Raw genomic sequence first — 25982 nt, 5'->3', positions numbered from 1 at the left:
ATGATGGTGTGCCTCTTCAGTAACCCCGGTCTTTGGACAACCGGCAGAGAACCAGAAAGGCCCGCACCGTCGTTGCTTCAAGGTGTCCTCGGTCTGGCGGTTGGCCGCTAAACCGACTGGAGGGGTTGGCTCCAGTTACCTTACCGATTTCCCTCACCATTCAGAGGATCGGCGGACACCCACAGGCACGTGCGACTTTGGGCAAGCGCGATATAGGGGCAGAGAGATTCACAATCAATAAAAATCGTATCGTAGGTTGTAAAAATTCCGGCATCGAACAATGTTGGTTTCACCGTATCCGGATATCGAACGATGACAGGCACGCACGACCCTCTCGACCCCCTTCTGCACCCTCGCAAGATACCGGTGGGCCGGCCTGTCGCTGGCCCTTCCGGCGGCGACATTGCCCTGATACGGCTCGGCCGAAATCTCGACGCCGCACGAAAGGCCTGATTCATGGACACACTGACCCGCATGCGCGCCTTCATCGACGTGGTCGAGGCCGAGGGCTTTTCGGCGGCGGCGCGCAAGATCGGCCGCTCCAAGGCGCTGCTGTCGAAATATGTGCGCGAGCTGGAGGACGAGCTCGGCGCGCTGCTGCTCAACCGCACCACCCGCCAGTTCTCGATGACCGAGGCCGGCCACACCTATTATCGCCGCGCCTCCGAGATCGTGCGCGAGGTCGACAGTCTTGCCGACGCCGTGCGTGAATCGTCCGGCGACGTGCGCGGCAGGATCAAGCTGTCTGCGCCGCGCACCTTCGCCGACGCGCCGATCGGCCAGTCGCTGATCGACTTCGCCAAGCAATATCCCGACATCGTGCTCGACATCCAGCTGGACGACCGCTTCGTCGACCTCGTCGAGGAAGGCTTCGATCTCGCGGTGCGCATCTCGCGCCTGGAGAACTCGTCGCTGATCGCCAGGCGTCTGGCGCCGTTTTCCACACGGCTGTGCGCATCTCCCGAACTCATCGCAAAACATGGCATGCCGGTACGGGCGCAGGATCTCGGCCGCATGCCCTGCATCGTCGACACCAATGGCCGCGGCTTGAACAACTGGCAATTCAAGGGAGACGGCGAGGATACGGTGAGCGTCTCGGTCTCCGGCCCGATCGAAGTCAACAGCCCGATGGCGGCGCGGGCTGCTGCCCTGTCGGGGTTGGGATTTGCCATCCTGCCGGATTTCATCGCCGCGCCGGATATTGCGAGCGGCCGGCTGGTGACGGTGCTGGATGACCGCACCCTGTCGGGCGCCGGCATTTTCGCCGTCTATCCGCACCGGCGCTATTTGCCCGCCAAGGTGCGTGTCTTCGTCGATTTCCTGGTCCAGTGGTTCAGGACGCGCGAAACCGCATGACCGCCTTCAATTGCGGCGCGGTCCCATTTTCGCCCCCTTTCTGGTAACTGTCGACTTCTCTCCGAAGCCAAGGGAATCGCGACCGCGAATGCATCTGAGACGGCACGCAATCACGCTGGCTTCGGCCTTGGCGGCGACATTGACCGCCATTGGACCGGCCGAGGTGCATCCGCACGTTTTCGCCGAGGCCCGCCTCGACGTGATCCTCTCCCCGGATCACCAAAGCGTGAAAGCGCTGCGCCATCTCTGGCGCTTCGATGATCTGTTTTCCAGCACTGTCATGATGGAGTTCGACAAGAATTCCGACCTGAAGCTTGACGACAAGGAGTTGAAGGAGGTCGCCGACACGGTCCACGCCTCGCTGGCCGAATTCAACTACTTCCAGCTCGTCACCCAGGACGGCAAGGACGTGCCGATGACGCCGCCGACGCATCTGATGGCCAATTTCGACAACGACCAGCTGATCATCCTGTTCGAGTCCGAACCAAAGGCGCCGATCAAGCTCACCGGCAAGATCGATATCGGCGTCTACGATCCGACCTTCTACACGGCGATCGACTTCACCGAGGACGCCAACATCACGGTCGAGGGCCTGCCCCCGAACTGCACCGACAAGGTGGTCCGCCCCGACCCGGATGAGGCCATCAAGGAAAACCAGAAGACCCTGACGGACGCCTTCTTCAACGACCCGACAGGCACCGACATGAGCAAGATCTTTGCCACCAAGCTCGAACTGACCTGTCAGCCAGAAGGATGAACCCGGTGATGAGACCATCCCTGCGTTTGGCATTCGGCCTGTTGGCCATCAGCTTCGCGATGGTGCATTTCGCCGGCTCGGCTCATGCCCAGAGCTCGCTCGGCATCGGCGTCAACGATGGCATGGCGCCGACCACCGGCCCGTTCGCCCACATCCTGATGTGGATCAATCTGCGGCAGCAGGAATTCTATCGCGCGCTCGCCACGGCGATGAAGGCGATGCGTCAGGACAACAGCAAGCTCTGGGTGCTCATCGGCCTGTCCTTCGCCTACGGCATTTTCCACGCCGCCGGCCCCGGCCACGGCAAGGCGGTGATCTCGTCCTACATGGTCGCCAACGAAGTGGCGCTGCGGCGTGGCATCCTGTTGTCGTTCGTCTCGGCCCTGCTGCAGGGCCTGACCGCGGTCGCGGTCATGGCAGTCGCCTATTTCGTCCTGCGCGGCACCGCCGTCTCGATGACCGACGCGGCCTGGTTCATGGAGATCATGAGCTTCGTCTTCGTCACCCTGTTCGGCGCCTGGCTGCTGTGGCGCAAGCTCGGCCCCTCCGTCCTGCGCCTGTTCGGCAGAGGTCCCGCCTACAGCCTGTCGGCGGCTCACGCGGGGCATTCCCATGCGGGCCATTCGCATGCCGGTCATACAGGTCACACGGGCCATTCGCATGCCGCTCACAGCCATTCGGCGAACGCGCTGCATGGGCATGAACATCACGACCATGGGGATGACCATTCGCACGATCACCATGACCACGGCGCGCATGACCATCACCACGATCATGGCGCGCACGATCACGCGCACGCGGCGGGCGAGGTCTGCGAGACCTGCGGCCACTCGCATGCGCCAGATCCGGCGCTGCTGTCCGGCGACCGCTTCGACTGGCGCACCGCCTGGACGGCGGTGGCCGCGGTCGGTATCCGCCCCTGCTCCGGCGCGCTGATCGTGCTCAGCTTCGCCCTGCTCAATGGCCTGTGGCTCGGCGGCCTGCTGTCGGTGCTGGCGATGTCGATCGGCACCGCCATAACCGTCTCGGCGCTGGCCACGATCGCGGTGACCGCAAAGAACTGGGCGGTGTATTTCGCCGGCGACGGCCGCATGGGCAACCGCATCCATTCGATCGTCGAGATCGGCGGCGCCGCCTTCGTGTTCCTGTTCGGACTGCTGCTGCTGTCGGCGAGCCTGACGGGTGGCGTTTGACCCGGAAGTAGCGCCCCAAGGTGTGTTGAGATTCAGGTCAGGCCGTGCCGAGAACGGTTGATATCGAGAACCGGAGCGGAGCGTACTTAAAGTACGTGAGCACCGGAAGCGCAGGTATCAGCCGTTCGCAGGCCGGCATCACCTGAATATCAATACACCTTGCCGCCGAGTTCATCCTCGATATGAGCGCGGATAATCTCGTCAAAGCTCTTCTCGGCACTGAAGCCGAGTTCCCTTGACCGCCGCGCCTCGAACCGCGTCGGCCAGCCCTTGACGATCGCCCAGATCGTCTCGTCCGGCTCCTCGCGGATCAGGCTCACCGCCTTCGGCCCGGCGATGCGTTCCAGCGCCTCGATCTGCTCGCCGACGGTGACGGCGACGCCTGGCATCGTCAGGTTGCGGCGCGGCCCGACGGCGGCGCCGTCGATCCCGGCCGCATGGATCAGGAAATTCACCGCCGAGCGTGGGCTGGCGTGGGTATGGACGACGGTGCGCGGCACCGGCAGGATCGCCTCCTGACCGTTCAGCGGCTCGCGGATGATGCCGGAGAAGAAGCCGGAGGCCGCCTTGTTCGGCTTGCCCGGCCGCACGCAGATGGTCGGCAGCCGGATGCCGATGCCGTCGAAGAAGCCGCGCCTGGAATAGTCGGCCAGCAGCGCCTCGCTCATCTGCTTCTGCGTGCCGTAGGAGGTCAGCGGCGTAGTGTGGAATTCATCGGGAATGACGTCCGGGAACGGCGCGCCGAACACCGCGATCGACGAGGTGAACACGACGCGCGGCGCAAACCCAGCCAGGCGGACGGCATCGAACAAGGCGCGCGTGCCGTCGAGATTGACGCGGTAGCCGAGATCGAAATTGGCTTCCGCCTCGCCCGATACGATGCCGGCGAGATGGAACACGACGTCGGGCCGCGACGCGACCAGCCTCTCGGCGGCGCCCGCCTCGGCGAGATCGCCGGTATGGCTGTGGATGCTGACGCCCTCGATGGCCGGCGCCTGTGGCGGTACGATGTCGTGCAGGTCGAGCGCGGTGATCTTCTGGCCGCGCAGCCTGCCGTCCTTTGCCAGCCGTGCAATGAGCTTGCGGCCGACCATGCCGGCGGCGCCCGTGATCAGAATGCGCATGTCGAACTTCCCTTATTTGCTCTGATTTTTGCGTTGGCTGCGCGCGCGCAGCCAGAACACCAAGAAAAACGCCAGCACGAACGCGGTGCCGAAGATGCCGGCCAGCACGGTCGACAGATCGCCGAGGGCCAGCATGATGTTTGGCAGGAAATAAACGGCAATGCCGAACAGCAGCATGATCGACAGCGCGGCGATAGCGGCGTTCTTGCTATCGCGATCCATTATGCTGTCCCTGCGTGGCCAGGGGTCGTCGAGCTCGGATTCAAGGCGCTTGGGTTCCCTGCGTCAGTGATGGTGGCCATGATGCAAAGCCGCGTCATGCCCCTGGTGGTGATCATGGTCATGACCATGGTCGTGCTCGTCGCCGTCGTCGGCGCACTGGCCGAATTCAGGTTCCACCGTGGCATGGCTGATGCCATGCTCCGACGCAAGCCGCTTCTTGATCGCGCTGACCGCCTTGTGCGCGTCCACGCCCTCGTTGAGGCAGGCATGCAGCGTCGCCATGCTGCTGGTGCCGTCGATCGACCAGATATGCATGTGGTGCACCTCGCGCACCCCCTGGACCGTCGTCGCGATGTCGCTGGCGATCAGGTCCCGGTCGAGGCTCGGCGGCACCCCTTCGAGCAGGACGTGGGCGGCCGCGCGCATCAGCGACCATGCCGTGGACAGGATCAGCAGCGAGACCAGCACCGACAGGATCGGATCGATCGGGGTCCAGCCGGTCGCCAGAATGACGATCGCCGCCACGATTGCCGCGGCCGAGCCGAGCAGGTCGCCGAGCACATGCAGTATGGCGCCGCGCATGTTGAGGCTCTCACGGTCGCCGCCATGCAGCACCAGGAAGGAGCCGATGTTGACCAGCAGGCCGAGGATCGCCACCACCAGCATCGGCCCGCCCAGCACCGGCGCCGGCGTCTGCAGGCGCTCCCACGCCTCGTAGACGATCCACAGCGCGATGACGAAGATGGCGATGCCGTTGGTGTAGGCCACCAGCGTCTTGACCCGGCCGAAGCCATAGGTCAGGCGGACGGTCGCCGGCCGGTCCGCAAGATGAAACGCGTACCAGGCAAGGCCGAGCGCAATGGCGTCGGCAAGCATGTGGCCGGCATCGGCCAGCAGCGCCAGCGAGCCGGTGAAAAGACCGCCAAGCGCCTCCGCCACCATGAAGCCCGCCGTCAGGCAGGCCGCGATCAAAACGCGCTTCTTGTCGGTCGAGCCATGACTATGCGCGCTGTGGCCGTGCCCGCTGTGGTCGTGCCGGCTGTCGTCGTGCCGGCTGTCGTCGTGACTGTGCGCCAATGGCAAACTCCCATGCCCGGATTCAGCTCAAGCGCCGAATTCCGCGCGAAAATCCTCGAGCCGTCGTTTCTGCTGGCCGGCACCGTCGAAATTGGCCGGATCGAGCCACGCCTCGTAGGCTTTGCGCAAGGCCGGCCATTCCTTGTCGATGATCGAATACCATGCGGTGTCGCGGTTTTCACCCTTGACGATCAGGTGCTGGCGGAAAATGCCCTCGAACTTGAAGCCGAACCGTTCCGCGGCGCGCTTCGACGGCTCGTTGCGGTTGTTGCATTTCCATTCGTAGCGGCGATAGCCGAGCTCGTCGAAAATGTATTTCATGAACAGGAACTGCGCTTCCGTCGCCGCCGGCTTGCGCGCGATGAGCGGCCCCCAATAGATGTTGCCGATCTCGATGACGCCATAGGCTGGATCGATGCGCATCAACGTCTGGCGCCCGGCGACCTTGCCGCTCGCTTTGTCGATGACGGCGAAGAACAGCGGATCCTCGCTCGCCTCCACCTTGTCCAGCCAGGGTTGGAAGGCGGCGCGGGTTTCCGGCGGATAGTCGGGCAGCCAGGCGAAGCGGCCATCGACGTCGGCCACGGAAGACGCTTCATAGAGGCCATCGCCGTGCTTGGCGGCGCTCAGCGGCTCAAGCCTGACATAGCGGCCCTCCAGCACCTTGCGCTCCGGGCGCGGACGCGGTTGCCAGTTCTTGAGATTTTCCGACACCGAAAGCTCCAATCCGTTTGACTTTTGCGGGCCGAAGCTCACAAAAACGCAACCGCATAGCAAGAACCACACGGACGGGAAAAATGCTCCACACGATTTCGGCCTTCGATCGTCTCGGCGAGGAAAACGCCTTCGCCGTGCTCGCGAGGGCCACGGCACTCGCCCAGCAAGGCCGCGACATCGTCAATCTCGGCATCGGCCAGCCCGACTTCAAGACGCCGCAGCACATTGTCGAGGCGGCGATCAAGGCGCTGCGCGACGGCCACCACGGCTACACGCCGGCGAACGGCCTGTTGGCGACGCGCGAGGCGGTGGTGCGCCGCACGCTGACCACGACCGGGGTCGAGGTATCGCCCGACGCGGTGATGATCCTGCCCGGCGGCAAGCCGACCATGTTCGCCGCCATCCTGATGTTCGGCGAGCCCGGCGCCGAGATCCTCTATCCCGATCCCGGCTTTCCCATCTATCGCTCTATGATCGAGTTCACCGGTGCGGCACCCATCCCCGTGCCGATGCGCGAGGAGAACGGCTTTGCCTTCTCGGCCGAGGAGACGCTGGCGCTGATCACCTCTAAGACGCGGCTCCTGATCCTCAACTCGCCGGCCAACCCGACCGGCGGCGTCACACCGCGCGCCGAGATCGAGAAGTTGGTCAAGGGACTGGAGGCACATCCGCGGGTGGCCATCCTTTCCGACGAAATCTACGACGTGATGACCTATGATGGCGAAAAACACTGCTCGCTGCTCGGGTTTCCCGAAATCCGCGACCGGCTGATCGTGCTCAACGGCTGGTCGAAGACCTGGGCGATGACCGGTTGGCGCATGGGCTGGTCGATCTGGCCGAACGGCGACAAGGGTGCCCATCTCTACGACAAAGTGCGCAAGCTGGCGGTCAATTGCTGGTCCTGCGTCAACGCGCCGAGCCAGTTTGCCGGCATCGCGGCCATCGACGGCCCGCAGGACGACGTCGACAAGATGATGCGCGCCTTCGATCGCCGCAGGAAGATCGTGGTCGAGGGACTGAACGCCCTGCCAAACATATCCTGCATCACGCCCAAGGGCGCCTTCTATGCCTTCCCCAACGTGTCGAAGACCGGCTGGAAGGCGAAGCAACTGGCCTCGGCCCTGCTCGATGACGCCGGCGTGGCGTTGATCGGCGGCCCCGATTTCGGCATTCTCGGCGAGGGCTATGTCAGGCTCTCCTACGCCAATTCCGAGGAGAACATTTTGCGCGCGCTGGACAGGATCGGAGTGTTCCTGGCCAAGTGAGGCCTCCGGCGTTCGCCGCGAGTCCGCATCGATTGCCGCTGGCGGCATGGCAATGTCATGATGCGTCGGGAGGCGCATGGCCAAAGACTGTGCCTGCGTGCGGGGAGCCGCTACGATCGTTGGATCAGGATCGAAATGGGGTGCCTCGATGTTTTATGCAATTCTTGCCTATCACGTGGAAGACGCGATCAAGGCACTGACGCCGCAGGAAGATGCGGCACTGATGACCGACCTGCTCAAGATCCACGACGGGCTCTATGCGAACGGCAGCCTCGGCCCCTCGGCGCGGCTTGGAGCGACCCAGTCGGCCTGCACCTTGCGCGGACCCGGCGACGGGATCGTCATCGACGGCCCCTTCGCCGAGACCAAGGAACAGCTTCTCGGCCTCTATGTCGTCGATTGCGCCAAGCGCGATGACGCGATCGCCATCGCGCGCGATCTGCGCCGCGTCAACCCGACCGCCGTCTACGAGATCCGCCCGATCGCGCTCTATCTGCCGGGCGTGGCGCTGGCAGGCACCTAAAGCAACTCCAGAAAGCGCGTAGAGGTTTCCGGGAAAAGCGCGTAGCGCTTTCCCTTGGGAATTGCGCAAAAATAAAGGCTTGGTCAGCCTCTGCCCACGAACGGCATCTTGGTCGCCATCACGGTCATGAACAGCACATTGGCCTCGAGCGGCAGGCTGGCCATGTGGACGACGGCGTCGGCCACGTGCTGGACGTCCATCACCGCTTCGGCGGCAATGGAGCCGTTGGCCTGTGGCACGCCGACCGTCATCGGTTGCGCCATGTCGGTCAGCGCATTGCCGATGTCGATCTGGCCGCAGGCGATGTCGTAGGGGCGGCCGTCGAGCGCCAGCGTCTTGGTCAGCCCGGTGATGGCATGCTTGGTCGCGGTATAGGGCACCGATCCCGGGCGCGGCGCGTAGGCCGAGATGGAGCCGTTGTTGATGATGCGGCCGCCCATCGGTTTCTGCTTGCGCATGGCGCGGAAGGCCGCGCGGGCGCACAGGAACGAACCGGTGAGATTTACGCCCACAATATCGTTCCACACCTCGACCGGGATCTCGTCGATCGGCGCCGACTTGTAGCCCATGCCGGCATTGTTGAAGAGCAGGTCGACGCGGCCGAACGCCTCCGCCACCGTCTCGAACAAATCATCGACCTCGCCGGGCTTGCTGATGTCGCAGGCGACAGCCAGTGCCTTGGCATCCGTCTGCCCGGCCGCGGCGATCGCCTCGTCCAGCACCCCCTTCCGGCGTCCGCAGAATACGGCGTTCCAGCCGGCTTTGAGCAGCGCGGTGGCGACGCTCTTGCCGATGCCCGTGCCGGCGCCGGTGACGATGGCGGTTTTTTCGGTCATGGCAGATATCCTCCGGCTGCGCCGCATTTGGCTCGACTGATTTTCAGGTGGTCCAGGGGCAAAAGGCATCGCAAATGACGGCGGCGATGGCAAGCGGGACGCTGGTGTCCAGGGCAACGAATCCAAGCTGACAGGTTTCGTCCGGCCTTCGACCGCGCGCTGTCGAGGGAGCATTGAACGGAAAACCCGCCTGTGCGGCGGGTCCCTGGCGCAACTCAGCACCATAACCAAATATCTACCATAGTTGCCTTCACCCAGTCAAGGAAAAAATTCCTATCAAGGGTTCGGAGCCTGGCCGGGTGCCGAAAAGTACAATTCCTTTTTGGGAGAAGCCCGGAGGGCCGACAAAAAGGGCGGTCATTGGCGACCGCCCTGATCTGGACCGGACTTGGGAGGAGGAAAGCCGATCCGACTGTCTAGAATCATGCGCTTCCTGGGTTAACGAGAGGTTAACGCCACGAAGGCCCGCCTGTTCCGTTTTGGCCTACCAGCGTGGATTGGGTGAGGTCCCGGCCTTGGCAGCCGGCACTTTGACCGCCGAAACCGTCGCCTCGACATGGTCGATCACCGCATCCGGCAGGCCGAGCCGGCCCGCGAGGAGATCGAGATAGCCGCGCTCGGCGCGTGTGTCGGGATCGATTGTAAGGCGCGACGCGGTGTAGAGCTCAAGCTTCTGCGCGTCGTTCTTGGCGCCGGCCACCAGCGTGTCGAGGTCGATCGGGCTCTCCAGCTCCGCCATCAGGAATTTTTCCGCATCGGAACCGATCCCCGCGAGGCTCAGCTTGCCGGCGATCTTCTTGCGCTCCTCGTCGTCGACATGGCCGTCGGCCTTGGCCGCCGAGATCATCGCCCGCACCAGGGTCAGCGTGAATTCGTCCTCGCCCTGCGGCGCTTGCGACGGGTGGAAGGCAGTGTCCTTCGGCGGCGGCAGCAATTCCGGTTCGCCGGCCGCCGGCGCCTGCTCGGGTGCATTGCCGGCCTTGTAATTCTGGTAGGCCTTGTAGGCGAGGCCACCGATCGCTGCCAACCCGCCGAGCTTGACGGCGGCACCGGTGACCTGGCGCCCGGCGCCGGTTCCAAGCAGCACCGCGGCCAGCGCGCCCGCCGCAAGAGGATTGTCCTTGGCCATCTGCACCGCCTGTCCGGCCTTGTCGCGGACCGTGCCGCCGGTGCCGGGAATTTGCGAGCCGAGCAGATCGTCGAGAAGCTTCTTGGGATCGAACATCAATGCCTCCAGGATTGCCCGGCCGAACGGGCAGGTTTCGAACGCCGAAGACGTAGGTCCCGAAACCTGGCATTGCAATGACGGGCGGCCGCTTTGCCCCGGCCCAGGCGCCTTGATCAGGACCCGATATGCGGTCCCCTGCCCCGCGCCTGCGCCAGCTCGACCTGCCGCTGGCGCTCGGCATAGCGCTGGCGGTCGTCGTCCGACCGAGCGTCGAAACAACGCGGGCAGGAGACGCCGGCGGCAAATTTCGGCGATGTCAGCTCGTCCAAGTTCAGTGGATGCCGGCAGGCGCGGCACAGCTCGGCGTCGCCCTCGGCGAGGCCGTGCGACACCGAAACCCGTTCGTCGAAGACGAAGCATTCGCCTTGCCACAGGCTGTCTTCGGCCGGCACCTCTTCGAGGTATTTCAGGATGCCGCCCTTGAGATGGAACACCTCCTCGAGACCGAGCGACCTGACATAGGCCGTCGCCTTCTCGCAGCGTATGCCGCCAGTGCAGAACATGGCGACCTTGCGGCCTTCCAGTTCCGCGCGGTGCTCTTCCACCCAGGCCGGGAATTCGCGAAAGCTCGCGGTCGCCGGATCGATGGCGCCCTTGAAGGTGCCGATCGACACTTCGTAGGCGTTGCGCGTGTCGATGACGATCGTGTCGGGTTGGGAAATCAGCGCGTTCCAATCGGCCGGCGCGACATAGGTGCCGGCACTCTTCGCCGGGTCGATGTCTTCGACACCCATGGTGACGATCTCGCGCTTCAGCCGCACCTTCATGCGGTGGAAGGGCGTTTGCGCGGCGCTGCTGTATTTCACCTCGAGGCCGGACAGCCCGTCGATGGCTTCGAGATGGTCGATCAGTTCGGCAATCGCCGCATCGCTGCCGGCGACCGTGCCGTTGATGCCTTCATGCGCCAGAAGCAGCGTACCCCTGATGCCGCGCCCACAGCAGAAGGCAGCCAGTGGCGCCCGCAGCACCTCGAACGCGTCGAGCCGGGCAAATTTGTAGAGCGCGGCGACGCGGACAGGCTGGGATGGCGCGGACGGTGTCATTGCCAGAGCAACTAGACGCTCGTAAAAGCCGTTTCAAGGTGAAACGGGTTTGACGGCCTGCCATGGCCCTGTTCCGGAAGAGCCCGTAAGCTACCCGGCGTGCGTGACATCACGACACGCCCGGTTGCGTGGACAGGAAAATACCCGTCTGCTAATCGGTTGAATTGACAACGATATGGAGAAGAAGATGCCCAGCAAGACCGAAAAACTCCTGTCGTTGCTCAACGGTCAGCCGGTCATCCCGGTGTTGAAGATCGCTGATGTTGCCAATGCGGTGCCGTTGGCCCGCGCTTTGGCGCGCGGCGGCCTGCCGGCGATCGAGATCACGCTCAGGACCGCGGATGCGCTGGAAGCGATCCGGCGCGTGGCCGGCGAGGTCGAGGAAGCCATCGTCGGTGCCGGCACCATTCTGGATGCGCGTCAGTTCGACGAGGCGGCCGCCGCCGGCTCGCAATTCATCGTCAGCCCGGGCATAACCCGCGAGCTTCTGGCAGGCGCCGCCGACAGCGAGGTTCCGCTGCTGCCCGGCGCCATTACCCCCGGCGAGATCATGGCCGCGCGCGAAGCCGGCTTGCGCTTCCTGAAGTTCTTCCCGGCCGAGCAGTCCGGCGGCATCGCCTCGCTGAAGGCATTCGCCTCGCCGCTCGCCGACGTGAAATTCTGCCCGACCGGCGGTATCACCGGCAAGAACGCGGCCGACTATCTCAGCCTGCCCAATGTTATCTGCGTCGGCGGCTCCTGGGTTGCCCCCGACGACATGGTCAAGGCCGGCAGGTGGGACGAGATCGAAGCTCTCGCACGCGCCGCGAGCAAGCTCACCGGATAAGCGCTTTCGCGTTCACCAGCGCAGCGGGCCATTCTCGTCGAAATAGCCGGCGGTCGGACCATCGGCATCGAGCGTCGCCAGGCGCACGATGATCTCGGCTGCCTGCTGCACCGTGCGACCGCCCCTGTGCCCGTTGAGATCGGTCGCGGTGTAGCCGGGAGCAGCGGCATTCACCTTGATGCCGCGCGGCGCGAGTTCCCTGGCGAACGCCACCGTAATCGCGTTGAGCGCCGTCTTGGAGCTGCCATAGCCCATTATGTTGGGCGACTGGTTTTCGCCTGTTGCGTCCTGCGCGCGTGCGATCGAGCCGATATAGCTGCTTACCATGACGATGCGGCCGGCGGGCGATGCCAGCAAGAGCGGCAGGAATGCCTGGGTGACGCGGACCGGGCCGAAGACGTTGACATCATAGGTGGCCTTGATGTCGGCGATGTTCTCCCGGCTCGGCGGCAACTCATACCGCCCGTTCGAGCCGAGCGCGTCGACATATCCAGGAGCAATGCCGGCATTGTTGACCAGCACGTCGAGGCTGGCTACCCGCGCCGCGACGGTCCTGGCGGCGACCGCCGCGCTTTCGTCATCGACGACGTCGAGTTCGAGCCACTCGACGTCGAGCCCTTCGTTGCGCAGCGCCTGTGCCGCCTCAGCGCCGCGTTCAGCGTCGCGGGCGCCGAGCCAGACCTTGAATCCTGTCGCCGCCAGGCGCCGTGCGGTCTCCAGGCCGATGCCCTTGTTGGCGCCGGTCACCAGTGCGCGCTTCGATGTCGTCATATCCAAATCTCCTTTGTGGAGGCCTGATGCCTGTCGCCTGGAAGTGGCCCGGTCCGGGAAAACGACATGCATAAAACAAAGGCCCAAAACACGCCGCCAAACGCGACGCGCCTTAGAGATGGCGGATTGCGGCCCGCCTCGCGCGCCGAAAACTCTCTTGCTCTTGCCCGATCCTCTCACCTGGTTGCGCGGCCCACGCGGATCGGCAATGCTGGAACGATGAGAGAGGCGCTGCTGGAATTGATCGCCATCGCCGCCCGCCATGCGCATGGACGGCGGACAAGGACGGCGATCCCTCGCGTTACGATCGGCCGCAGCGAGGTCCCGACGCCGCCTATGCCCGAGCTTTGTCAGCCGACGGCGCTGTTCGTGCTGCAAGGCACGAAATCGGTGCTGATCGGCGAGCGTACGCTTCGTTATCAAGCCGGCAGCTATTTCGTCTACGCAGTCGAGACACCCGCCACCAGCCAGCTGATCGAGGCGAGCACCGCGCATCCCTATGTGGCCATCGGCTTCGCCCTCGATGTCAAGGCGATCGCAGCCCTGCTCATCGAGCACGAGCCGGCCGTCGGTGGCGACGATTTCATGACCTACCTGGCCAATGACGACCTGCTCGACGCGTGGCGCCGGATGCTGCGGCTGCTCGACAGGCCCGCCGAGATTCCCGTGCTCGCTCCCCTGCTCGAGCGCGAGATATTGTTTCGCCTGTTGCAAGGCCCGCAAGGCGCGAAGTTGCGCCAGCTCGCCGGCGCCGACAGCCGCTTGTCACAGATCCGCCGGGCGACCGCCTGGATCCGGGCTCACTATGACGAGCCTATCGAGGTGCGGCGGTTGGCCGAGCTCGCCAATATGAGCAGCGCTGCGTTTCATCGCCACTTCAAGGCGGCGACGGCGATGAGCCCGATCCAGTACCAGAAGCAGGTCCGCCTGCTGGAGGCCCGCCACCTGCTGCTGGCCCAGCCGGGAAACGCCGCGCGGGTTGCCTTTGCCGTGGGCTATGAAAGCGCTTCGCAGTTCAGCCGGGAGTATGCGCGTCAGTTCGGGTTGCCGCCTGCACGCGATGCCGCGCGGCTTCTGGCGCGGGGCGAAGCGGCCGCGCTGGACATCGACTGAACCATCCCGGGCGGCACGAAAAAGCCCGGCCGGCTTGCGCCGATCGGGCTAGTTTGGTGCCATGGCAATCAGCCTTGGCGGTCAGTTGCAGACCCTGACCTTCTCGACCACCTTGTGGTGATGCTTCCAATGCGTGACCATCTTGGTCCGGCAGTGATGCTTGCCATTTTTGATGATCACGGTTTCGGCTTGCGAGGGAGCAAAAGCCGCCGATGCCGCCACCAGCGCCAGGACGGATGCCAACAGGATCTTCTTCATGAATATCCCCGGGGTTGGAACGCAGCCATTCTAGCCGGGAAACAGGCAGCTTTTACCTTTTCACGAGAAGTTCAGGCACCCGTGATCCCGCGGGGCCGGGGCCGGCTTCATGCATGCCGGTTGTGCCCGCACACAGCCGGCTGACAACGAAAAGCCGCGCCGGTTGCCCGGCGCGGCTTTCGGAATGCCCGGTCTTTACTTCGTCTGGAAGCGCGCGACGGACAGGAATTTTACGGCATTGCCGGTGAAACGGTTGGCATCCGCCATCTGGTCGCCCTGCTGGAAGCCGGCCGTGTAGACCTCGCTCGGCGGCGTGTGGACCACGTTGTAGGCGTAGCCCGGCGCCGTCGTGGCGCTCGAAACCGTCGCGACATTCTCGCCGCTGGTCAGCGCCCAGCGGGCGGCCTGCGGTGCGGCGGCAACCACGATGGCCTTGGGACCGGGTTTCAGGTCGCGGGCGGTGGCTCTGGCCTCCTTGCGGGTCGTCTTCACGCCGGCGCCGATCGCGGCGACCGGATCGGAACCGGCAGCGCGGGCGACGACGGCCTCGCGCGGCGATGCGGCATCGACGCCGGACGGGTCGTTGAAAGCCGAACGAGGCTCGGACAACGACGCAACCCGATAATAGTCAGCCTGCACGGGAAGCGCCTCGGCCTCGTCGAGCACGGCCTTGACCGCATCGGGCTTGACCGCATCGGGCTTGGCCGCATCGATATTGGTCATATCCGGCCGCGCGCTCGGCAGCACCGAGAAGGCATCGGTCGCGGTCTTGCCACGCTCGGCCGTCTCGGCCAGCGCCATCAGCACATCCTTGCTGGGCGCAGGCGCCAGCACCGCCGGCAACGTGTGTTCGGGGCGCCATGTCGGCAAAGGTATGTTGTTGGCGGCAACCTGCGCTGCATCGGCGGCGACCGCCGAGGGATCAGCCTTGCCGAAAGGCATATTCGCCGGCGTCTGCACGGTTGCCACGGTCTGTTCGGTGCTGGCCGTCGCATCCGCCATGCCGAAGGGAACATTTTCAGGCGGCTGCGCGCCGACATCGACTTTCGGCCGCGGCGCGAAATCGGGCAGCGGGATGCTGCGTGCCGGCAACGCCGCGATGATCGTCTCGGGCGTAACCTTTTCCGGCTCCGGGGCCTGCTCCTCGGCGACCTGCGGGATCTCGGCGCGCTTGGCGTTCTCGGGCGCCACGATCGCGATCCCCGGCAGGGTGCCGCTCTTGGCGGTGCTCGCCGGTACCGGCTTCACGCTTCTCGGCTTCGGCGCCGGCTCTGCCGATGCGACATCGGCGCTGTCGTCGGCCTCGTCGTCGCCGCCGCCGAAGAAGGCAGCCAGGAGTCCGCCGGACCTTTTGGAACCACCGCCGGCGCTGGCCAGCTCGATGGCGGCGCCGCCGGAGCCCTTGCGTGCCTTGTATGAGGCAAGCGCCTGCTCAAAGCCAGGCAGCGGCCGGCCGTCGCTCGGCACGTGCAGCGTCTTGCCGTTCGGGAACAGGCTCACCAGTTCCTGTCGGCTGATGCCGGGCCAATGGCGCACATTGCCGACATCCATGTGGACGAACGGCGAACCGGATCTCGGATAGTAGCCGACGCCGCCGCCCTGCATCTTGAGCCCGATATTGCGCAGCTTCTTCAGCGGCACGCCCGGAATGTAGAAGTCCATCGCCTTGCCGAGCATGTGCTGGCTCTTCTCGGCGACACCCTTGCTGCGGCTGCGCAGCATCGAGTTCGTCGACGGCGAGCGATAGCCGCAAACCACCTGGATATAGTCGGTGGCGCCGCTTTCCCGATAGGCTTCCCAGACCAGGTCCAGCAGGCGCGGGTCCATCTTGGTCGGCTCGTTGCGGCGCCAGTCGCGCAGGATGATGTTGATCTTCCTCAGCCCGGCCTGATCGTAACGGCCGTTGCGCTTGTAGACGATCTCCGCCTTCTCGTGCGTGTGGAGGTGGTAGAGCTTCAACGAACGCACTTCGGCCCTGGCGCCGGTTGCGGCAGCGGCAAGAAAACCAAATGCGACAATCATGGCCGCCAGCCACTTCGGCCAGACGCTCAAATGATAGTGCCGCCCGTTTGTGTGTCGTTCGATTCTGTTCAAATCAAAAGGCCTTGCAGGCTGCCGTTTGTCCCCGGATTTGCCCAAACGGACGTGTCGTTGTCACATCCGAATATCGATCCTAATGGTTAATCATCGCTTATTGAAGCCGAAATGCGGTAAGACCGTGGCGATATCCCGCCAAAAATTGTCCACAAGGTTTCTTGGTAAACCGCTGGTTTAGATCATGATTCCTCGTTTGGCCGAAACACGATCTGTTACCGTTAGCCTTAATGCGTGAACGGGACCGTCGGGGACGTCGCCAGCGGCGCGCCACACTCCGGTCCAGTCAATGCACCGGCGACATGATGGCAGCGCAAGCTGGTCCCGGCCTTGCGTGACCGCACTCGGGCCGACCGCTCTCAGGCCGGACATCGGGCGGCTGTGCGCGATAGCGCCCTCAGGAAGCGAGCCGGTCGAGCCTGCCGGTTTCCGGATCGATGCCGTATTCCTTGAGCTTGCGGTAAAGCGTCGAGCGGCCGATGCCGAGGCGGCGGGCGACTTCGCTCATCTGGCCGTTGTAGTGATCGATGGCGAGCTTGATCATCTCCAGTTCGACATCCGCCAGCGCGCGCACATTGCCGCGCTCGTCGAGCGCGCGCAGCGTGCCGAAGCGTGGCTGAAGCCGCGTCGGCGATTCGGGTTCGGCGGCCGAAACGCCCTCGCCGGCCAGCGCCCGCTCATCGCGCGGTTCGACAGCCAAGAGCGGCCCGGCCGGCGCGATGTCCACATCGAGGCGGACCGTGCCCTCCACCTGGGCGCGGATTTGCGGGAAATCCTCGACGCCGAGCACATCGCCTTCGCACAGCACCGAGGCGCGGAAGACGGCATTTTCCAGCTGCCGGATATTGCCGGGCCAGTCATAGGCCTGGAGCACGGCGAGCGCCGCCGCCGAAATGCCCCGCAGGCGATGGCGCGGGTCCGCCGGAGCCACCTTCTCCATGAAATGTGTGACCAGATCGGGAATGTCGTCGCGGCGGTCGCGCAATGGCGGCACATAGATCGGGTAGACGTTGAGCCGGTAGAACAGGTCCTCGCGGAACTTGCCGTCCTTGACCTGCTGCAGGAGATTGCGGTGCGTCGCCGAAATCAGCCTGATGTCGACCCGGACCGTGGCGCGGCCGCCGACCGGATCAACCTCGCCATCCTGGACGGCGCGCAGCAGCTTGACCTGCACGTCGAGCGGCAGGTCGCCGATCTCGTCCAGGAACAGCGTGCCCGAATGCGCTTCGACGAATTTGCCGGTGTGCTTCTCCGTGGCTCCGGTGAACGAGCCCTTCTCATGGCCGAACAGGATCGATTCGACCAGATTGTCGGGAATGGCGCCGCAATTGACGGTGACGAAAGGTTTCGAGCGGCGGTCGCCGCTGCCCTGTATGGCGCGCGCCACCAGTTCCTTGCCGACGCCGGATTCGCCCTCGATCAGGATCGGGATGTTGGATGCCGCCGCTTTCTGGCCGAGGCGGATCACCTTGTCCATGGCGGGACTGTGCGTGATCATGTCCCTGAAGGTCAGCAGCCCGCCGCGCCGGCGCGACGTGCGCTTGACCTCGCCTTCGACAGCCTCGACCTTGAGCGCGTTGGCGATCGAGGCCTGCAGCCTGTCGGGAGAGGCCGGCTTGACGACGAAGTCGAAGGCGCCGTGGCGCATCGCCGAAACCACGGTCTCGATGCCGCCCTGGGCGGTCTGCACGATAACCGGGATGGTGATGCCGCGCTCGCGCATCGCCTTGAGCACGCCGATGCCGTCGAGATCGGGCATGACCAGATCGAGAATGACCACCGACACGTCGCGGGCGCCGGGCCCGTCGAGGACGTCGAGGCCGGCAGCGCCCCCGTCGACGACGATCGCGGTGTGGCCGAACCGCGTCACCGCCGCCTCGAGCAGCCGGCGCTGCACGGGATCGTCATCGACTATGAGTATGGAACCTGTCATGACTGTCTTGAGCCGCCCGCCTGATATCCCCATGGACCATCTTGGCACAGGGTTCTAAATAAGGTTTCAAAAAACCCGGTGAACGAATTCCTTAGGATTTGACCGGCTTCTCCGTTCTCCTTGATTCTGGCCCTGGGCCGGCCACTCGATTCAAAGAAGGTATTGTCGATGCGCGTGATGTTTGATCGGCGGCCTGCGGCGCCAGCTTCCGGTCAGGGCGCCGCCGAGCTTGGCGATCTGCCGGAATGGAATCTTGCCGACCTCTATGCGGGCATGGAGGCGCCGGAGCTGAAGCGCGACATCGCCAAAGCCGCCGCCGATGCGGTCGCCTTCGAGAGCCGCTGGAAGGGCACGCTGTCCGCCGAGGCCGAGCGCGGCAGCGCAGGCAGGCTGGGCGAAGCGCTTGTCGCCTATGAGGCCCTGGAAGAGCTGATCGGCCGTATCGTCTCCTATGCCGGCCTCATCTACGCCGGCAACACCGCCGATCCGCAGCGCGCCAAGCTCTATGGCGACATCCAGGAGAAGATGACCGACGCCAGCGCGCATCTTCTGTTCTTCGCGCTCGAACTGAACCTGATCGACGACGCGGCGATCGAGGGCGCGCTCGCCGCCGACCCCGCCTTCGGTCACTACCGGCCCTGGGTGCTCGATCTGCGCCTGGACAAGCCCTATCAGCTCGAGGATCGCGTCGAGCAGCTCTTCCACGAAAAATCGATCACCGGGCGCGGTGCCTGGAACCGGCTGTTCGACGAGACTATGACGGACTTGCGCTTCGACGTCGACGGCGAGGAGCTGACGTTGGAACCGGCCCTGAACCGATTGCAGGATGCCGACGGCGAGGTGCGGCGCCGCGCCTCCGAGGCGCTCGCCCAGACCTTCCGGAGGAATTTGCGCACCTTCACGCTGGTCACCAACACGCTGGCCAAGGACAAGGAAATCTCGGACCGCTGGCGCGGCTTCGAGGACATCGCCGATTCACGCCATCTCGCCAACCGCGTCGAGCGCGGTGTGGTCGATGCGCTGGCTTCGGCGGTGCGCGAGGCCTATCCGCGCCTGTCACACCGCTATTACCGGATGAAGGCGCGCTGGCTGGGCATGGAGGTGATGAACCACTGGGACCGCAACGCGCCGCTGCCGGAGACGCCGCAGGCGGTGATCGGCTGGGACGAGGCCAGGAACACGGTGCTGTCCGCCTATCAGCGCTTCTCGCCCGAGATGGCCGAGATCGCGCGGACTTTCTTCGACCGCAACTGGATCGACGCGCCGGTGCGCCCAGGCAAATCCCCCGGCGCCTTCGCCCATCCGACCGTGCCTTCGGCGCACCCCTACGTGCTGCTCAACTACATGGGCAAGCCGCGCGATGTGATGACGCTGGCGCATGAGCTTGGCCATGGCGTGCACCAGGTGCTGGCCGGCGGCCAGGGCGCGCTGATGGCCTCGACGCCGCTGACGCTGGCCGAGACGGCGTCCGTTTTCGGCGAGATGCTGACCTTCCGCTCGTTGCTCGAGCAGACCACCGACAGGCGCGAGCGCAAGGCCATGCTCGCCCAGAAGGTCGAGGACATGATCAACACGGTCGTGCGCCAGATCGCCTTCTACGAATTCGAGCGCAAGGTGCATGCGGAGCGCCGCAACGGCGAACTGACATCCGACAGGCTCGGCCAATTCTGGCTGGAGGTGCAGGCGGAAAGTCTGGGCCCGGCGATAAAGTTGCGCGACGGCTACGAAGTCTTCTGGACCTACATCCCGCACTTCATCCATTCGCCCTTCTACGTCTACGCCTATGCGTTCGGCGACTGTCTGGTGAACTCGCTCTACGCGGTCTACCAGAACGCCGAGCGCGGCTTCCAGGACAAATATTTCGAGATGCTGCGCGCCGGCGGCACCAAGCATCATTCGCAGCTTCTGGCGCCTTTCGGCCTCGATGCCACCGATCCCGCCTTCTGGCAGATCGGGCTTGGCGTGATCAGCGGCTTGATCGACGAGCTGGAAGCGCTCGACAACTGAGGCGTCTTCTGTACGTCGTCCCCACCTGCTCAGAACAGTTTAGCCGGAATGCATATTGGGCCCACACTATTCTTGGTCTAAATATCTGTTCTTGAATAACTCTCTTTCGTAGTTTTCCCATAGCTTTCCGTAAGCTCTATGATAGCCTCCCCGCCAAGCTCAGCCGGAGCATGCGGGTCGGGCGGGGAAGTCTCAGCTGACCGCGGCGTTCCGGTGCACGCGACGACGGCCATTGGCCATGGCTTGCAAAGCCGACGCCGACGGCTCGACTGAGGCCGGCTGTTCCGCAGGCGGCGGAACCATCATCGAGTAGTCCTTCGCCGAAGGTCATTAAGTCCAATGCCGCGGCAGACGGATCTGACTGGAGAGAGAGACAATGGGCACTTTTTTCTACATGCTCCTGGCGTTCCTTGTGGGTGTGCTGGTTGGCTGGTTCATCTGGGGACGCTTGCGCGGTGAACTCGACAGCTTGCGCGGCGATCTCGACCGCACACGCAGCGAGCGCGACCGGCTGCGGGCCGACAGCGATCGCCTGACCGGCGAGTTGGATGCCTGTGGGCGCACCCGCGCCGACCTCGAGCGCCGGCTGCGCGAGGCCTCGACCGGCTCCGGTCCGGCAAAGGCGGCGACCCCGGCGCCGGCCGCCTTGATGTCGACGCCCACCCCTGCCAAATCCGCTCCGGCGGCCAAGCCGGCGCCCAGGAAGCCGGCTGCGGCCAAGGCCGCTTCCAGCGCCGCGAAGACCGGCGCGCCGAAGGCCGCTGCCGCCAAGGCGGCACCCAAGGCCAGCGCGGCACCCAGGAAGGCGGCACCGGCGAAGGCCGCGCCGGCCAAGGTGGCTTCCGGCAAACCCGACAATCTGCGCCGGCTGATCGGTATCGGCCCGGTCAACGAGAAGCTGCTCAGGGCACAAGGCGTCACCAGCTTTGCCCAGATCGCCGCCTGGACAGCCGCTGATATCAAGCGGATCGAGGACGTCATGAATTTCGACGGCCGTATCGCGCGCGAGCGCTGGATCGAGCAAGCCAAGCTGCTCGCCGCCGGCAACGAGGCGGAATTCGCCAGGCAGTTTCCGTCGGCCGGAACCGCCAGCAACACCTGAGCGACAGGGCAGATCCGACGATTGCGGCCGGCGGCGCGAACGAAGCGTCGCCGGTTTGTTTTTGGCCGCAGGTCTGTCCACAGGTCGGGCCAAAGGTGGGGCCAGAGGTCGGCTTTAAGTGGCAAGGTGCCGCTCCCTCGATTGCGCGCGGCTGGCCCCCCATATAGAGCCATCATTGGCTTCATCGATCCACGCGCCGAGTTCCATGCCCCTGCCCGCCGCAATTTTCCGCAATGACGAAAGCGCGCGCCAGCTCGTTTTCGATCGACCGGACGACATCATCACGGCGCACGAGGCCCGGGATTTCTCGGCCGCGCTGCAGGCGGCCCAGGCGGCGCATGATGCCGGCAAGTGGCTTGCCGGCTACTTCTCGTACGAGGCGGGCTACCTGCTGGAGCCGAAGCTGGTTCCGTTGCTGCCGGCCGGGCGCCGCGCCCCGCTGGTCTGCCTGGGCGTCTTTGACGCGCCGGTGCAAGAGCCGGTGCCGCCCCGCAAGGCGGCGGCGACCAACGGCCCGATCTTCGATGCAAGGGCGACATGGTCGTTCGAGGATTACGAGAAGCGGTTCTCGCGGCTGCACCGGCACATCAGGCAAGGCGACTGCTACCAGGGCAACCTGACCTTTCCGGTGCATGCGCAATGGTCGGGCGATCCGCTGGCCGCCTTCGACGCGCTGACCGAACGCCAGCCGGTGAAATACGGTGCCCTGGTTTCGCTTGGCGATCCGGTCGTGCTGTCACGCTCACCCGAACTGTTCTTCGAGATCGACGCGCAGGGCATGGTCGAGACGCATCCGATGAAGGGCACGGCGCCGCGTGGTGCGACGGAAGCAGACGACGAGCGCCAGAAAACCTTCCTGCGCAATGATGAGAAGAACCAGGCCGAGAACCGGATGATCGTCGACCTGCTCCGCAACGACATCTCGCTGATCAGCGAAGTCGGCACGCTGGAAGTGCCAGAGCTGTTCCGCATCGAGACCTATCCGACCGTCCACCAGATGGTGAGCGACGTCAGGGCGAAGCTGCTGCCGGGCCTCACGATCCGCCAGATTTTTGCAGCGCTGTTTCCCTGCGGCTCCATTACCGGCGCACCGAAAATCCGCGCCATGGAGATCCTGCATGACCTTGAAGGCACGCCCCGCGATGTCTATTGCGGCGCCATCGGCTGGATCGCGCCCGGCGGCACGATGCGCTTTTCCGTGGCGATCCGCACAATCTCGCTCTTTCCCGGCGGCGAGGCCGTCTACAATGTCGGCGGCGGCATCGTCTTCGATTCAACCGCGCAGGAGGAGTATCAGGAGTGTCTCTTGAAAGCCCGCTTCGCGACGGGAACGCCGCCGGTTTCGAATTGATCGAGACCATGCGCTGGGAGCCGGCCACGGGCTTCCTGCGCTTGGAGCGGCATCTGGCGCGCCTCTATGGTTCGGCGGCCGAACTCGGTTTTGCCTGCGACCCGCAACGCATCGGTGACGTGTTGGGCAAGGCTGTCGATGGCGCGCGCAACGCCTTGCGCACGCGCCTGGCTTTGGCGCGCAGTGGCGACGCGGCCGCCTCGGTCCAGCCCTATGAGCCGCTCGCCGCCGATAAGGTTTGGACGCTGCGGCTGGCGCGCACGAGGCTCGATTCGAACGACATGCTGCTGCGCCACAAGACCAGCCGCCGGCAGGTCTACACGCATGCCCGCGCTGAATACCTCATCACCCAGGCCGACGAAGTGCTGTTGGCCAACGAGCGTGGCGAGATGTGCGAAGGCATCATCACCAATGTCTTCGCCGATTTCGGCGACGGCATGCTTTTGACGCCCCGCCTCGATTGCGGGCTGCTGCCTGGCGTATTGCGCGGCGCGCTTCTGGATGAAGGCCGCGCCCGCGAGGCGATCTACAGCTTTGACGACTTGAAATCCGCCAGGGCGCTCTATGTCGGCAATTCACTGCGCGGCTTGATCCCGGCAAAACTGATCTGAAGCATGACATCGCTGCCCACCCACACGCCCTATGATGGCTCGTCCAAGCTGTTCACCATCGGGCTGAAGCCGCTTGCCCTGGCCGACTGGATCGAAGTCGACGAACATCTCCTGCCGTTCCTCGCCGAGAAGCAGCGGCTCTATGCCGAAATGCCCGGCACCGTGTTCGTCGAGGAAGACGGCACGCGCGATGCCCAGCGCGAAGTGCTCGACCTGCTCGAAGCGCACTTGCCGCGGGCATTTCCCGAGACCCATCGGCGTGCCAGTGGCGGGGTCGAGGTGATCGGCGCCGCCGGCAATCCCGAGGGCGACTTCGCCAAGGCGCCGCTTGTCGCGGCCTCGCTGCTCGTCCAGGAAGACCTGATCCTGATGCGCCGCGGCGAAGACGGCTGGCGGCTCGCCGCCGGCTCGCTCTGCTTTCCCTCGTCCTGGTCGCTGCTCGAAAAATTCGGCAAGCCGTTGCAGCAGATCCATGCGCCCGTGCCGGGTTTTGGCCCTGGCACGCGGCCGGCCGAGCTGATCAACCGCATGTTCGACGGCCTCCAGGGCCAGGCCGTGGAGCGCTACAACTGGTCGATTCAATCGGGCGATGCGCTCTACCATCCGCTATCCAATGTCGAGCGAATCGAGCGCGCCTCCAGCCGCCCGTCGCGATTTGCCGATGGCGACGCCAATGCCCACGCCTTCATCCGCGTCGAGCGGCAGACGCTTCGAAAATTGCCCGTCTCGGGCGACATCCTGTTCACCATCCGCATTCATCTCGACCCGCTGGCGGCGTTGGCGCATCACCCCGACCGGGCAACGCTGGCTCCGGCTTTCGCTGCCCAGCTCGAAGCGCTCGACATCGCCCAGCTCGATTACAAGGGCTTGACATCAGACCGCGACCGGCTGGTCGGCGTCCTTAACCAAATGGCGAACGCCGCCTGACCGGCGGTTGGCGCTTTTCACTGGTTTATGACAATGATCTGTGATGTAGCGCATGCCCGTTGGGCGAGAATGCCCGGGTTTGCACCTGTCTGAAGGAGTGCTCGATAAAATGGCGAATGAAAACTGGCCCGTTTACGGTGAGATCACCGGCCCTGTGGTGATGATCGGCTTCGGCTCGATCGGACGGGGCACGCTGCCGCTGATCGAGCGCCATTTCAAGTTCGACAAATCGCGCATGACGGTCATCGACCCGCTCGGCACCGACCGCGCGCTGCTCGACGAGCGTGGCATCACCTTCATGCAGGATGCGGTGACCGAGAAGAATTACAAGAAGCTCCTGACCCCGCTTCTGACCAATGGCGGCGGCCAGGGTTTTTGCGTCAACCTGTCGGTCGACACCGGCTCGGTGGATCTGATGCGGCTCTGCCGCAAGCTCGGCGTGCTCTACATCGACACGGTCGTCGAGCCATGGCTCGGTTTCTACTTCGATGCCGAGGCCGACAATGCCAGCCGCACCAACTATGCGTTGCGCGAGTCGCTGCTCAAGGAAAAGCACGACAAGCCCGGCGGCACGACGGCGGTCTCCACCTGCGGCGCCAATCCGGGCATGGTCTCGTGGTTCGTCAAGCAGGCATTGGTCAACCTGGCCACCGATCTCGGCCTCGAGTTTTCGGAACCCGCGCAGGAAGACCGCGAGGGCTGGGCGAAGCTCATGAGGAAGGCCGGCGTCAAGGGCATCCATATCGCCGAGCGCGACACCCAGCGCACCAAGAAGCCGAAGCCGATGGACGTGTTCTGGAACACCTGGTCGGTCGAGGGCTTCATCTCCGAGGGCCTGCAGCCCGCCGAACTCGGCTGGGGCACGCATGAGAAATGGATGCCCAAGAACGGCAAGAAACACAAGCATGGCTCCAAGGCCGCAATCTATCTGGAGCAGCCCGGCGCCAACACGCGCGTGCGCTCGTGGTGCCCGACGCCAGGTGCCCAATACGGCTTCCTGGTGACCCACAACGAGGCGATCTCGATCGCCGATTTCTTCACCGTGCGCTCCAAAAAGGGCAAGGTTCAGTACCGCCCGACCTGCCACTACGCCTACCATCCCTGCAACGACGCGGTGCTGTCGCTGCATGAAATGTTCGGCGCCGCCGGCAAGGCGCAACCGGTACACCACGTGCTGGACGAAAACGAACTGGTCGATGGCGTCGACGAGCTCGGCGTGCTGCTCTACGGCCATGACAAGAACGCCTACTGGTACGGCTCGCAACTGTCGCTCGCCGAAGCGCGCAAGCTGGCGCCTTACCAGAACGCCACCGGCATGCAGGTTACCTCGGCGGTTCTGGCCGGCATGGTCTGGGCGCTGGAGAACCCCGAGGCCGGCATCGTCGAGGCCGACGAGATGAACTACAAGCGCTGTCTGGACGTGCAGTCGCAATATCTCGGACCGGTGAAGGGCTATTATACCGACTGGACGCCGCTCGATAATCGGCCCGGCCTGTTTCCGGAGGACCTCGACCGGAACGACCCGTGGCAATTCCGCAACATCCTGGTGCGATAGCGTCGCGCCAGGCATGCCTCACTGCCTTGCAATCGCCCGGAAATCGGGCGATTGAAGGATGCGGACGGGAGCAAGCCGCGTCCATCTGGACGC

The 25982-nt window shown here is 64.6% G+C and carries 24 protein-coding genes; 13 read left to right on the top strand and 11 right to left on the bottom strand.

The features are described 5' to 3' along the window. Positions 1 to 456: 456 nt before the first annotated feature. The 3 genes from LB541_RS04690 to LB541_RS04680 all read left to right on the top strand — a co-directional run bounded on the left by LB541_RS04690 (position 457) and on the right by LB541_RS04680 (position 3306). Complete coding sequence (locus LB541_RS04690) at positions 457 to 1356, top strand: LysR family transcriptional regulator (RefSeq protein ID WP_140522360.1); 900 nt, start codon at positions 457 to 459, stop codon at positions 1354 to 1356. 88 nt (positions 1357 to 1444) lie between these two features. Beyond that, positions 1445 to 2113 (top strand): DUF1007 family protein, encoded by a 669-nt coding sequence (locus LB541_RS04685; RefSeq protein ID WP_224617992.1) that lies wholly within the window; start codon positions 1445 to 1447, stop codon positions 2111 to 2113. Further along, positions 2110 to 3306, top strand: a complete 1197-nt coding sequence (locus LB541_RS04680; protein ID WP_140556582.1) for a nickel/cobalt transporter — start codon at positions 2110 to 2112, stop codon at positions 3304 to 3306. The genes LB541_RS04685 and LB541_RS04680 overlap by 4 nt, the downstream gene beginning before the upstream one ends. 149 nt (positions 3307 to 3455) lie before the next feature. On the opposite strand, the gene denD is transcribed toward LB541_RS04680, so the two are convergent. The 4 genes from denD to LB541_RS04660 are packed head-to-tail and all read right to left on the bottom strand — an operon-like array spanning position 3456 to position 6443. After that, positions 3456 to 4430: a D-erythronate dehydrogenase gene (gene denD, locus LB541_RS04675; RefSeq protein ID WP_224617991.1), complete on the bottom strand. Its 975-nt coding sequence runs from the start codon at positions 4428 to 4430 to the stop codon at positions 3456 to 3458. A 12-nt stretch (positions 4431 to 4442) separates the two neighbouring features. After that, the gene (locus tag LB541_RS04670; protein ID WP_140879578.1) at positions 4443 to 4655 is read right to left on the bottom strand and encodes a SoxR reducing system RseC family protein; all 213 of its coding nucleotides are present in this window, start codon (positions 4653 to 4655) and stop codon (positions 4443 to 4445) included. A 60-nt stretch (positions 4656 to 4715) separates the two neighbouring features. Further along, the gene (locus LB541_RS04665; protein ID WP_224617990.1) at positions 4716 to 5729 is read right to left on the bottom strand and encodes a cation diffusion facilitator family transporter; all 1014 of its coding nucleotides are present in this window, start codon (positions 5727 to 5729) and stop codon (positions 4716 to 4718) included. A 27-nt stretch (positions 5730 to 5756) separates the two neighbouring features. Further along, positions 5757 to 6443, bottom strand: coding sequence for a GNAT family N-acetyltransferase (locus tag LB541_RS04660; RefSeq protein ID WP_140566223.1), 687 nt, complete (start codon positions 6441 to 6443; stop codon positions 5757 to 5759). An 83-nt stretch (positions 6444 to 6526) separates the two neighbouring features. Here LB541_RS04660 and LB541_RS04655 point away from each other — a divergent pair, with 83 nt between their 5' ends. Beyond that, positions 6527 to 7711, top strand: a complete 1185-nt coding sequence (locus tag LB541_RS04655; protein WP_224617989.1) for a pyridoxal phosphate-dependent aminotransferase — start codon at positions 6527 to 6529, stop codon at positions 7709 to 7711. Between the two features lie 148 nt (positions 7712 to 7859). Next, on the top strand, positions 7860 to 8234 hold the full coding sequence (locus LB541_RS04650) for a YciI family protein (RefSeq protein ID WP_224617988.1): 375 nt from the start codon (positions 7860 to 7862) through the stop codon (positions 8232 to 8234). 83 nt (positions 8235 to 8317) lie between these two features. Here the strand turns inward: LB541_RS04650 and LB541_RS04645 are convergent, their stop codons facing one another. From LB541_RS04645 to LB541_RS04635, 3 genes are all read right to left on the bottom strand, one after another. Then, a complete protein-coding gene (locus LB541_RS04645; RefSeq protein WP_224617985.1) occupies positions 8318 to 9070 on the bottom strand; it encodes an SDR family oxidoreductase in 753 nt (250 codons plus the stop codon). A gap of 484 nt (positions 9071 to 9554) precedes the next feature. Beyond that, positions 9555 to 10295, bottom strand: a complete 741-nt coding sequence (locus tag LB541_RS04640; RefSeq protein WP_224617983.1) for a tellurite resistance TerB family protein — start codon at positions 10293 to 10295, stop codon at positions 9555 to 9557. Between the two features lie 116 nt (positions 10296 to 10411). Beyond that, positions 10412 to 11341 carry a rhodanese-related sulfurtransferase gene (locus LB541_RS04635; RefSeq protein WP_224617981.1) on the bottom strand — a complete coding sequence of 310 codons (930 nt, stop codon included), beginning with the start codon at positions 11339 to 11341 and terminating at the stop codon, positions 10412 to 10414. 187 nt (positions 11342 to 11528) lie between these two features. Between LB541_RS04635 and LB541_RS04630 the strand changes: the two genes are divergently transcribed. After that, positions 11529 to 12167 carry a 2-dehydro-3-deoxy-phosphogluconate aldolase gene (locus LB541_RS04630; protein WP_140522379.1) on the top strand — a complete coding sequence of 213 codons (639 nt, stop codon included), beginning with the start codon at positions 11529 to 11531 and terminating at the stop codon, positions 12165 to 12167. A 12-nt stretch (positions 12168 to 12179) separates the two neighbouring features. On the opposite strand, the gene LB541_RS04625 is transcribed toward LB541_RS04630, so the two are convergent. Next, positions 12180 to 12938 carry an SDR family oxidoreductase gene (locus LB541_RS04625; protein WP_224617980.1) on the bottom strand — a complete coding sequence of 253 codons (759 nt, stop codon included), beginning with the start codon at positions 12936 to 12938 and terminating at the stop codon, positions 12180 to 12182. A 219-nt stretch (positions 12939 to 13157) separates the two neighbouring features. On the opposite strand from LB541_RS04625, the gene LB541_RS04620 reads away from it, so the two are divergent. Beyond that, the gene (locus LB541_RS04620) at positions 13158 to 14051 is read left to right on the top strand and encodes an AraC family transcriptional regulator (protein WP_140896398.1); all 894 of its coding nucleotides are present in this window, start codon (positions 13158 to 13160) and stop codon (positions 14049 to 14051) included. Between the two features lie 81 nt (positions 14052 to 14132). Here LB541_RS04620 and LB541_RS04615 read toward each other — a convergent pair whose 3' ends face one another. The 3 genes from LB541_RS04615 to LB541_RS04605 all read right to left on the bottom strand — a co-directional run bounded on the left by LB541_RS04615 (position 14133) and on the right by LB541_RS04605 (position 18336). Then, positions 14133 to 14309 carry a hypothetical protein gene (locus LB541_RS04615; protein WP_181169626.1) on the bottom strand — a complete coding sequence of 59 codons (177 nt, stop codon included), beginning with the start codon at positions 14307 to 14309 and terminating at the stop codon, positions 14133 to 14135. A gap of 195 nt (positions 14310 to 14504) precedes the next feature. Then, entirely contained in the window at positions 14505 to 16331 is a 1827-nt protein-coding gene (locus LB541_RS04610; RefSeq protein ID WP_224617978.1) for a DUF882 domain-containing protein, read from the bottom strand. Between the two features lie 469 nt (positions 16332 to 16800). After that, the gene (locus tag LB541_RS04605; protein ID WP_224617976.1) at positions 16801 to 18336 is read right to left on the bottom strand and encodes a sigma-54-dependent transcriptional regulator; all 1536 of its coding nucleotides are present in this window, start codon (positions 18334 to 18336) and stop codon (positions 16801 to 16803) included. 168 nt (positions 18337 to 18504) lie between these two features. Between LB541_RS04605 and LB541_RS04600 the strand changes: the two genes are divergently transcribed. From LB541_RS04600 to LB541_RS04575, 6 genes are all read left to right on the top strand, one after another. Continuing rightward, positions 18505 to 20343 carry a M3 family oligoendopeptidase gene (locus tag LB541_RS04600; RefSeq protein ID WP_181165232.1) on the top strand — a complete coding sequence of 613 codons (1839 nt, stop codon included), beginning with the start codon at positions 18505 to 18507 and terminating at the stop codon, positions 20341 to 20343. Between the two features lie 376 nt (positions 20344 to 20719). After that, positions 20720 to 21445, top strand: a complete 726-nt coding sequence (locus tag LB541_RS04595) for a proton-conducting membrane transporter (protein ID WP_140560310.1) — start codon at positions 20720 to 20722, stop codon at positions 21443 to 21445. 187 nt (positions 21446 to 21632) lie between these two features. After that, positions 21633 to 22796 (top strand): aminodeoxychorismate synthase component I, encoded by a 1164-nt coding sequence (locus tag LB541_RS04590; protein WP_411910463.1) that lies wholly within the window; start codon positions 21633 to 21635, stop codon positions 22794 to 22796. Beyond that, a complete protein-coding gene (locus LB541_RS04585; protein WP_140686029.1) occupies positions 22745 to 23407 on the top strand; it encodes an aminotransferase class IV family protein in 663 nt (220 codons plus the stop codon). Before LB541_RS04590 ends, LB541_RS04585 begins: the two co-directional genes overlap by 52 nt. A gap of 3 nt (positions 23408 to 23410) precedes the next feature. Then, positions 23411 to 24334 (top strand): heme-dependent oxidative N-demethylase family protein, encoded by a 924-nt coding sequence (locus LB541_RS04580; protein ID WP_140686030.1) that lies wholly within the window; start codon positions 23411 to 23413, stop codon positions 24332 to 24334. Between the two features lie 109 nt (positions 24335 to 24443). Next, entirely contained in the window at positions 24444 to 25889 is a 1446-nt protein-coding gene (locus LB541_RS04575) for a homospermidine synthase (protein WP_140513679.1), read from the top strand. The last annotated feature ends 93 nt before the right edge of the window (positions 25890 to 25982 follow it).

It is taken from the genome of Mesorhizobium sp. BR1-1-15, assembly GCF_020165475.1.
Taxonomy (GTDB): Bacteria; Pseudomonadota; Alphaproteobacteria; order Rhizobiales; family Rhizobiaceae; genus Mesorhizobium.
Note: the sequence above shows the minus strand (reverse complement) of the source record. Positions and strands in the feature narration are given on the sequence as shown.

Bases quoted from the DNA above. Each gene is read 5' to 3' on its own strand.
- LB541_RS04580 (WP_140686030.1), top strand. From the start codon at position 23,411: ATGACATCGCTGCCCACCCACACGCCCTATGATGGCTCGTCCAAGCTG.
- LB541_RS04645 (WP_224617985.1), bottom strand. From the start codon at position 9,070: ATGACCGAAAAAACCGCCATCGTCACCGGCGCCGGCACGGGCATCGGC.
- LB541_RS04615 (WP_181169626.1), bottom strand. From the start codon at position 14,309: ATGAAGAAGATCCTGTTGGCATCCGTCCTGGCGCTGGTGGCGGCATCG.
- LB541_RS04605 (WP_224617976.1), bottom strand. From the start codon at position 18,336: ATGACAGGTTCCATACTCATAGTCGATGACGATCCCGTGCAGCGCCGG.
- LB541_RS04635 (WP_224617981.1), bottom strand. From the start codon at position 11,341: ATGACACCGTCCGCGCCATCCCAGCCTGTCCGCGTCGCCGCGCTCTAC.
- LB541_RS04680 (WP_140556582.1), top strand. From the start codon at position 2,110: ATGAACCCGGTGATGAGACCATCCCTGCGTTTGGCATTCGGCCTGTTG.
- LB541_RS04575 (WP_140513679.1), top strand. From the start codon at position 24,444: ATGGCGAATGAAAACTGGCCCGTTTACGGTGAGATCACCGGCCCTGTG.
- LB541_RS04655 (WP_224617989.1), top strand. From the start codon at position 6,527: ATGCTCCACACGATTTCGGCCTTCGATCGTCTCGGCGAGGAAAACGCC.
- LB541_RS04620 (WP_140896398.1), top strand. From the start codon at position 13,158: ATGAGAGAGGCGCTGCTGGAATTGATCGCCATCGCCGCCCGCCATGCG.
- LB541_RS04630 (WP_140522379.1), top strand. From the start codon at position 11,529: ATGCCCAGCAAGACCGAAAAACTCCTGTCGTTGCTCAACGGTCAGCCG.
- LB541_RS04685 (WP_224617992.1), top strand. From the start codon at position 1,445: ATGCATCTGAGACGGCACGCAATCACGCTGGCTTCGGCCTTGGCGGCG.
- LB541_RS04595 (WP_140560310.1), top strand. From the start codon at position 20,720: ATGGGCACTTTTTTCTACATGCTCCTGGCGTTCCTTGTGGGTGTGCTG.
- LB541_RS04600 (WP_181165232.1), top strand. From the start codon at position 18,505: ATGCGCGTGATGTTTGATCGGCGGCCTGCGGCGCCAGCTTCCGGTCAG.
- LB541_RS04625 (WP_224617980.1), bottom strand. From the start codon at position 12,938: ATGACGACATCGAAGCGCGCACTGGTGACCGGCGCCAACAAGGGCATC.
- LB541_RS04650 (WP_224617988.1), top strand. From the start codon at position 7,860: ATGTTTTATGCAATTCTTGCCTATCACGTGGAAGACGCGATCAAGGCA.
- LB541_RS04640 (WP_224617983.1), bottom strand. From the start codon at position 10,295: ATGTTCGATCCCAAGAAGCTTCTCGACGATCTGCTCGGCTCGCAAATT.
- LB541_RS04610 (WP_224617978.1), bottom strand. From the start codon at position 16,331: ATGATTGTCGCATTTGGTTTTCTTGCCGCTGCCGCAACCGGCGCCAGG.
- denD (WP_224617991.1), bottom strand. From the start codon at position 4,430: ATGCGCATTCTGATCACGGGCGCCGCCGGCATGGTCGGCCGCAAGCTC.
- LB541_RS04690 (WP_140522360.1), top strand. From the start codon at position 457: ATGGACACACTGACCCGCATGCGCGCCTTCATCGACGTGGTCGAGGCC.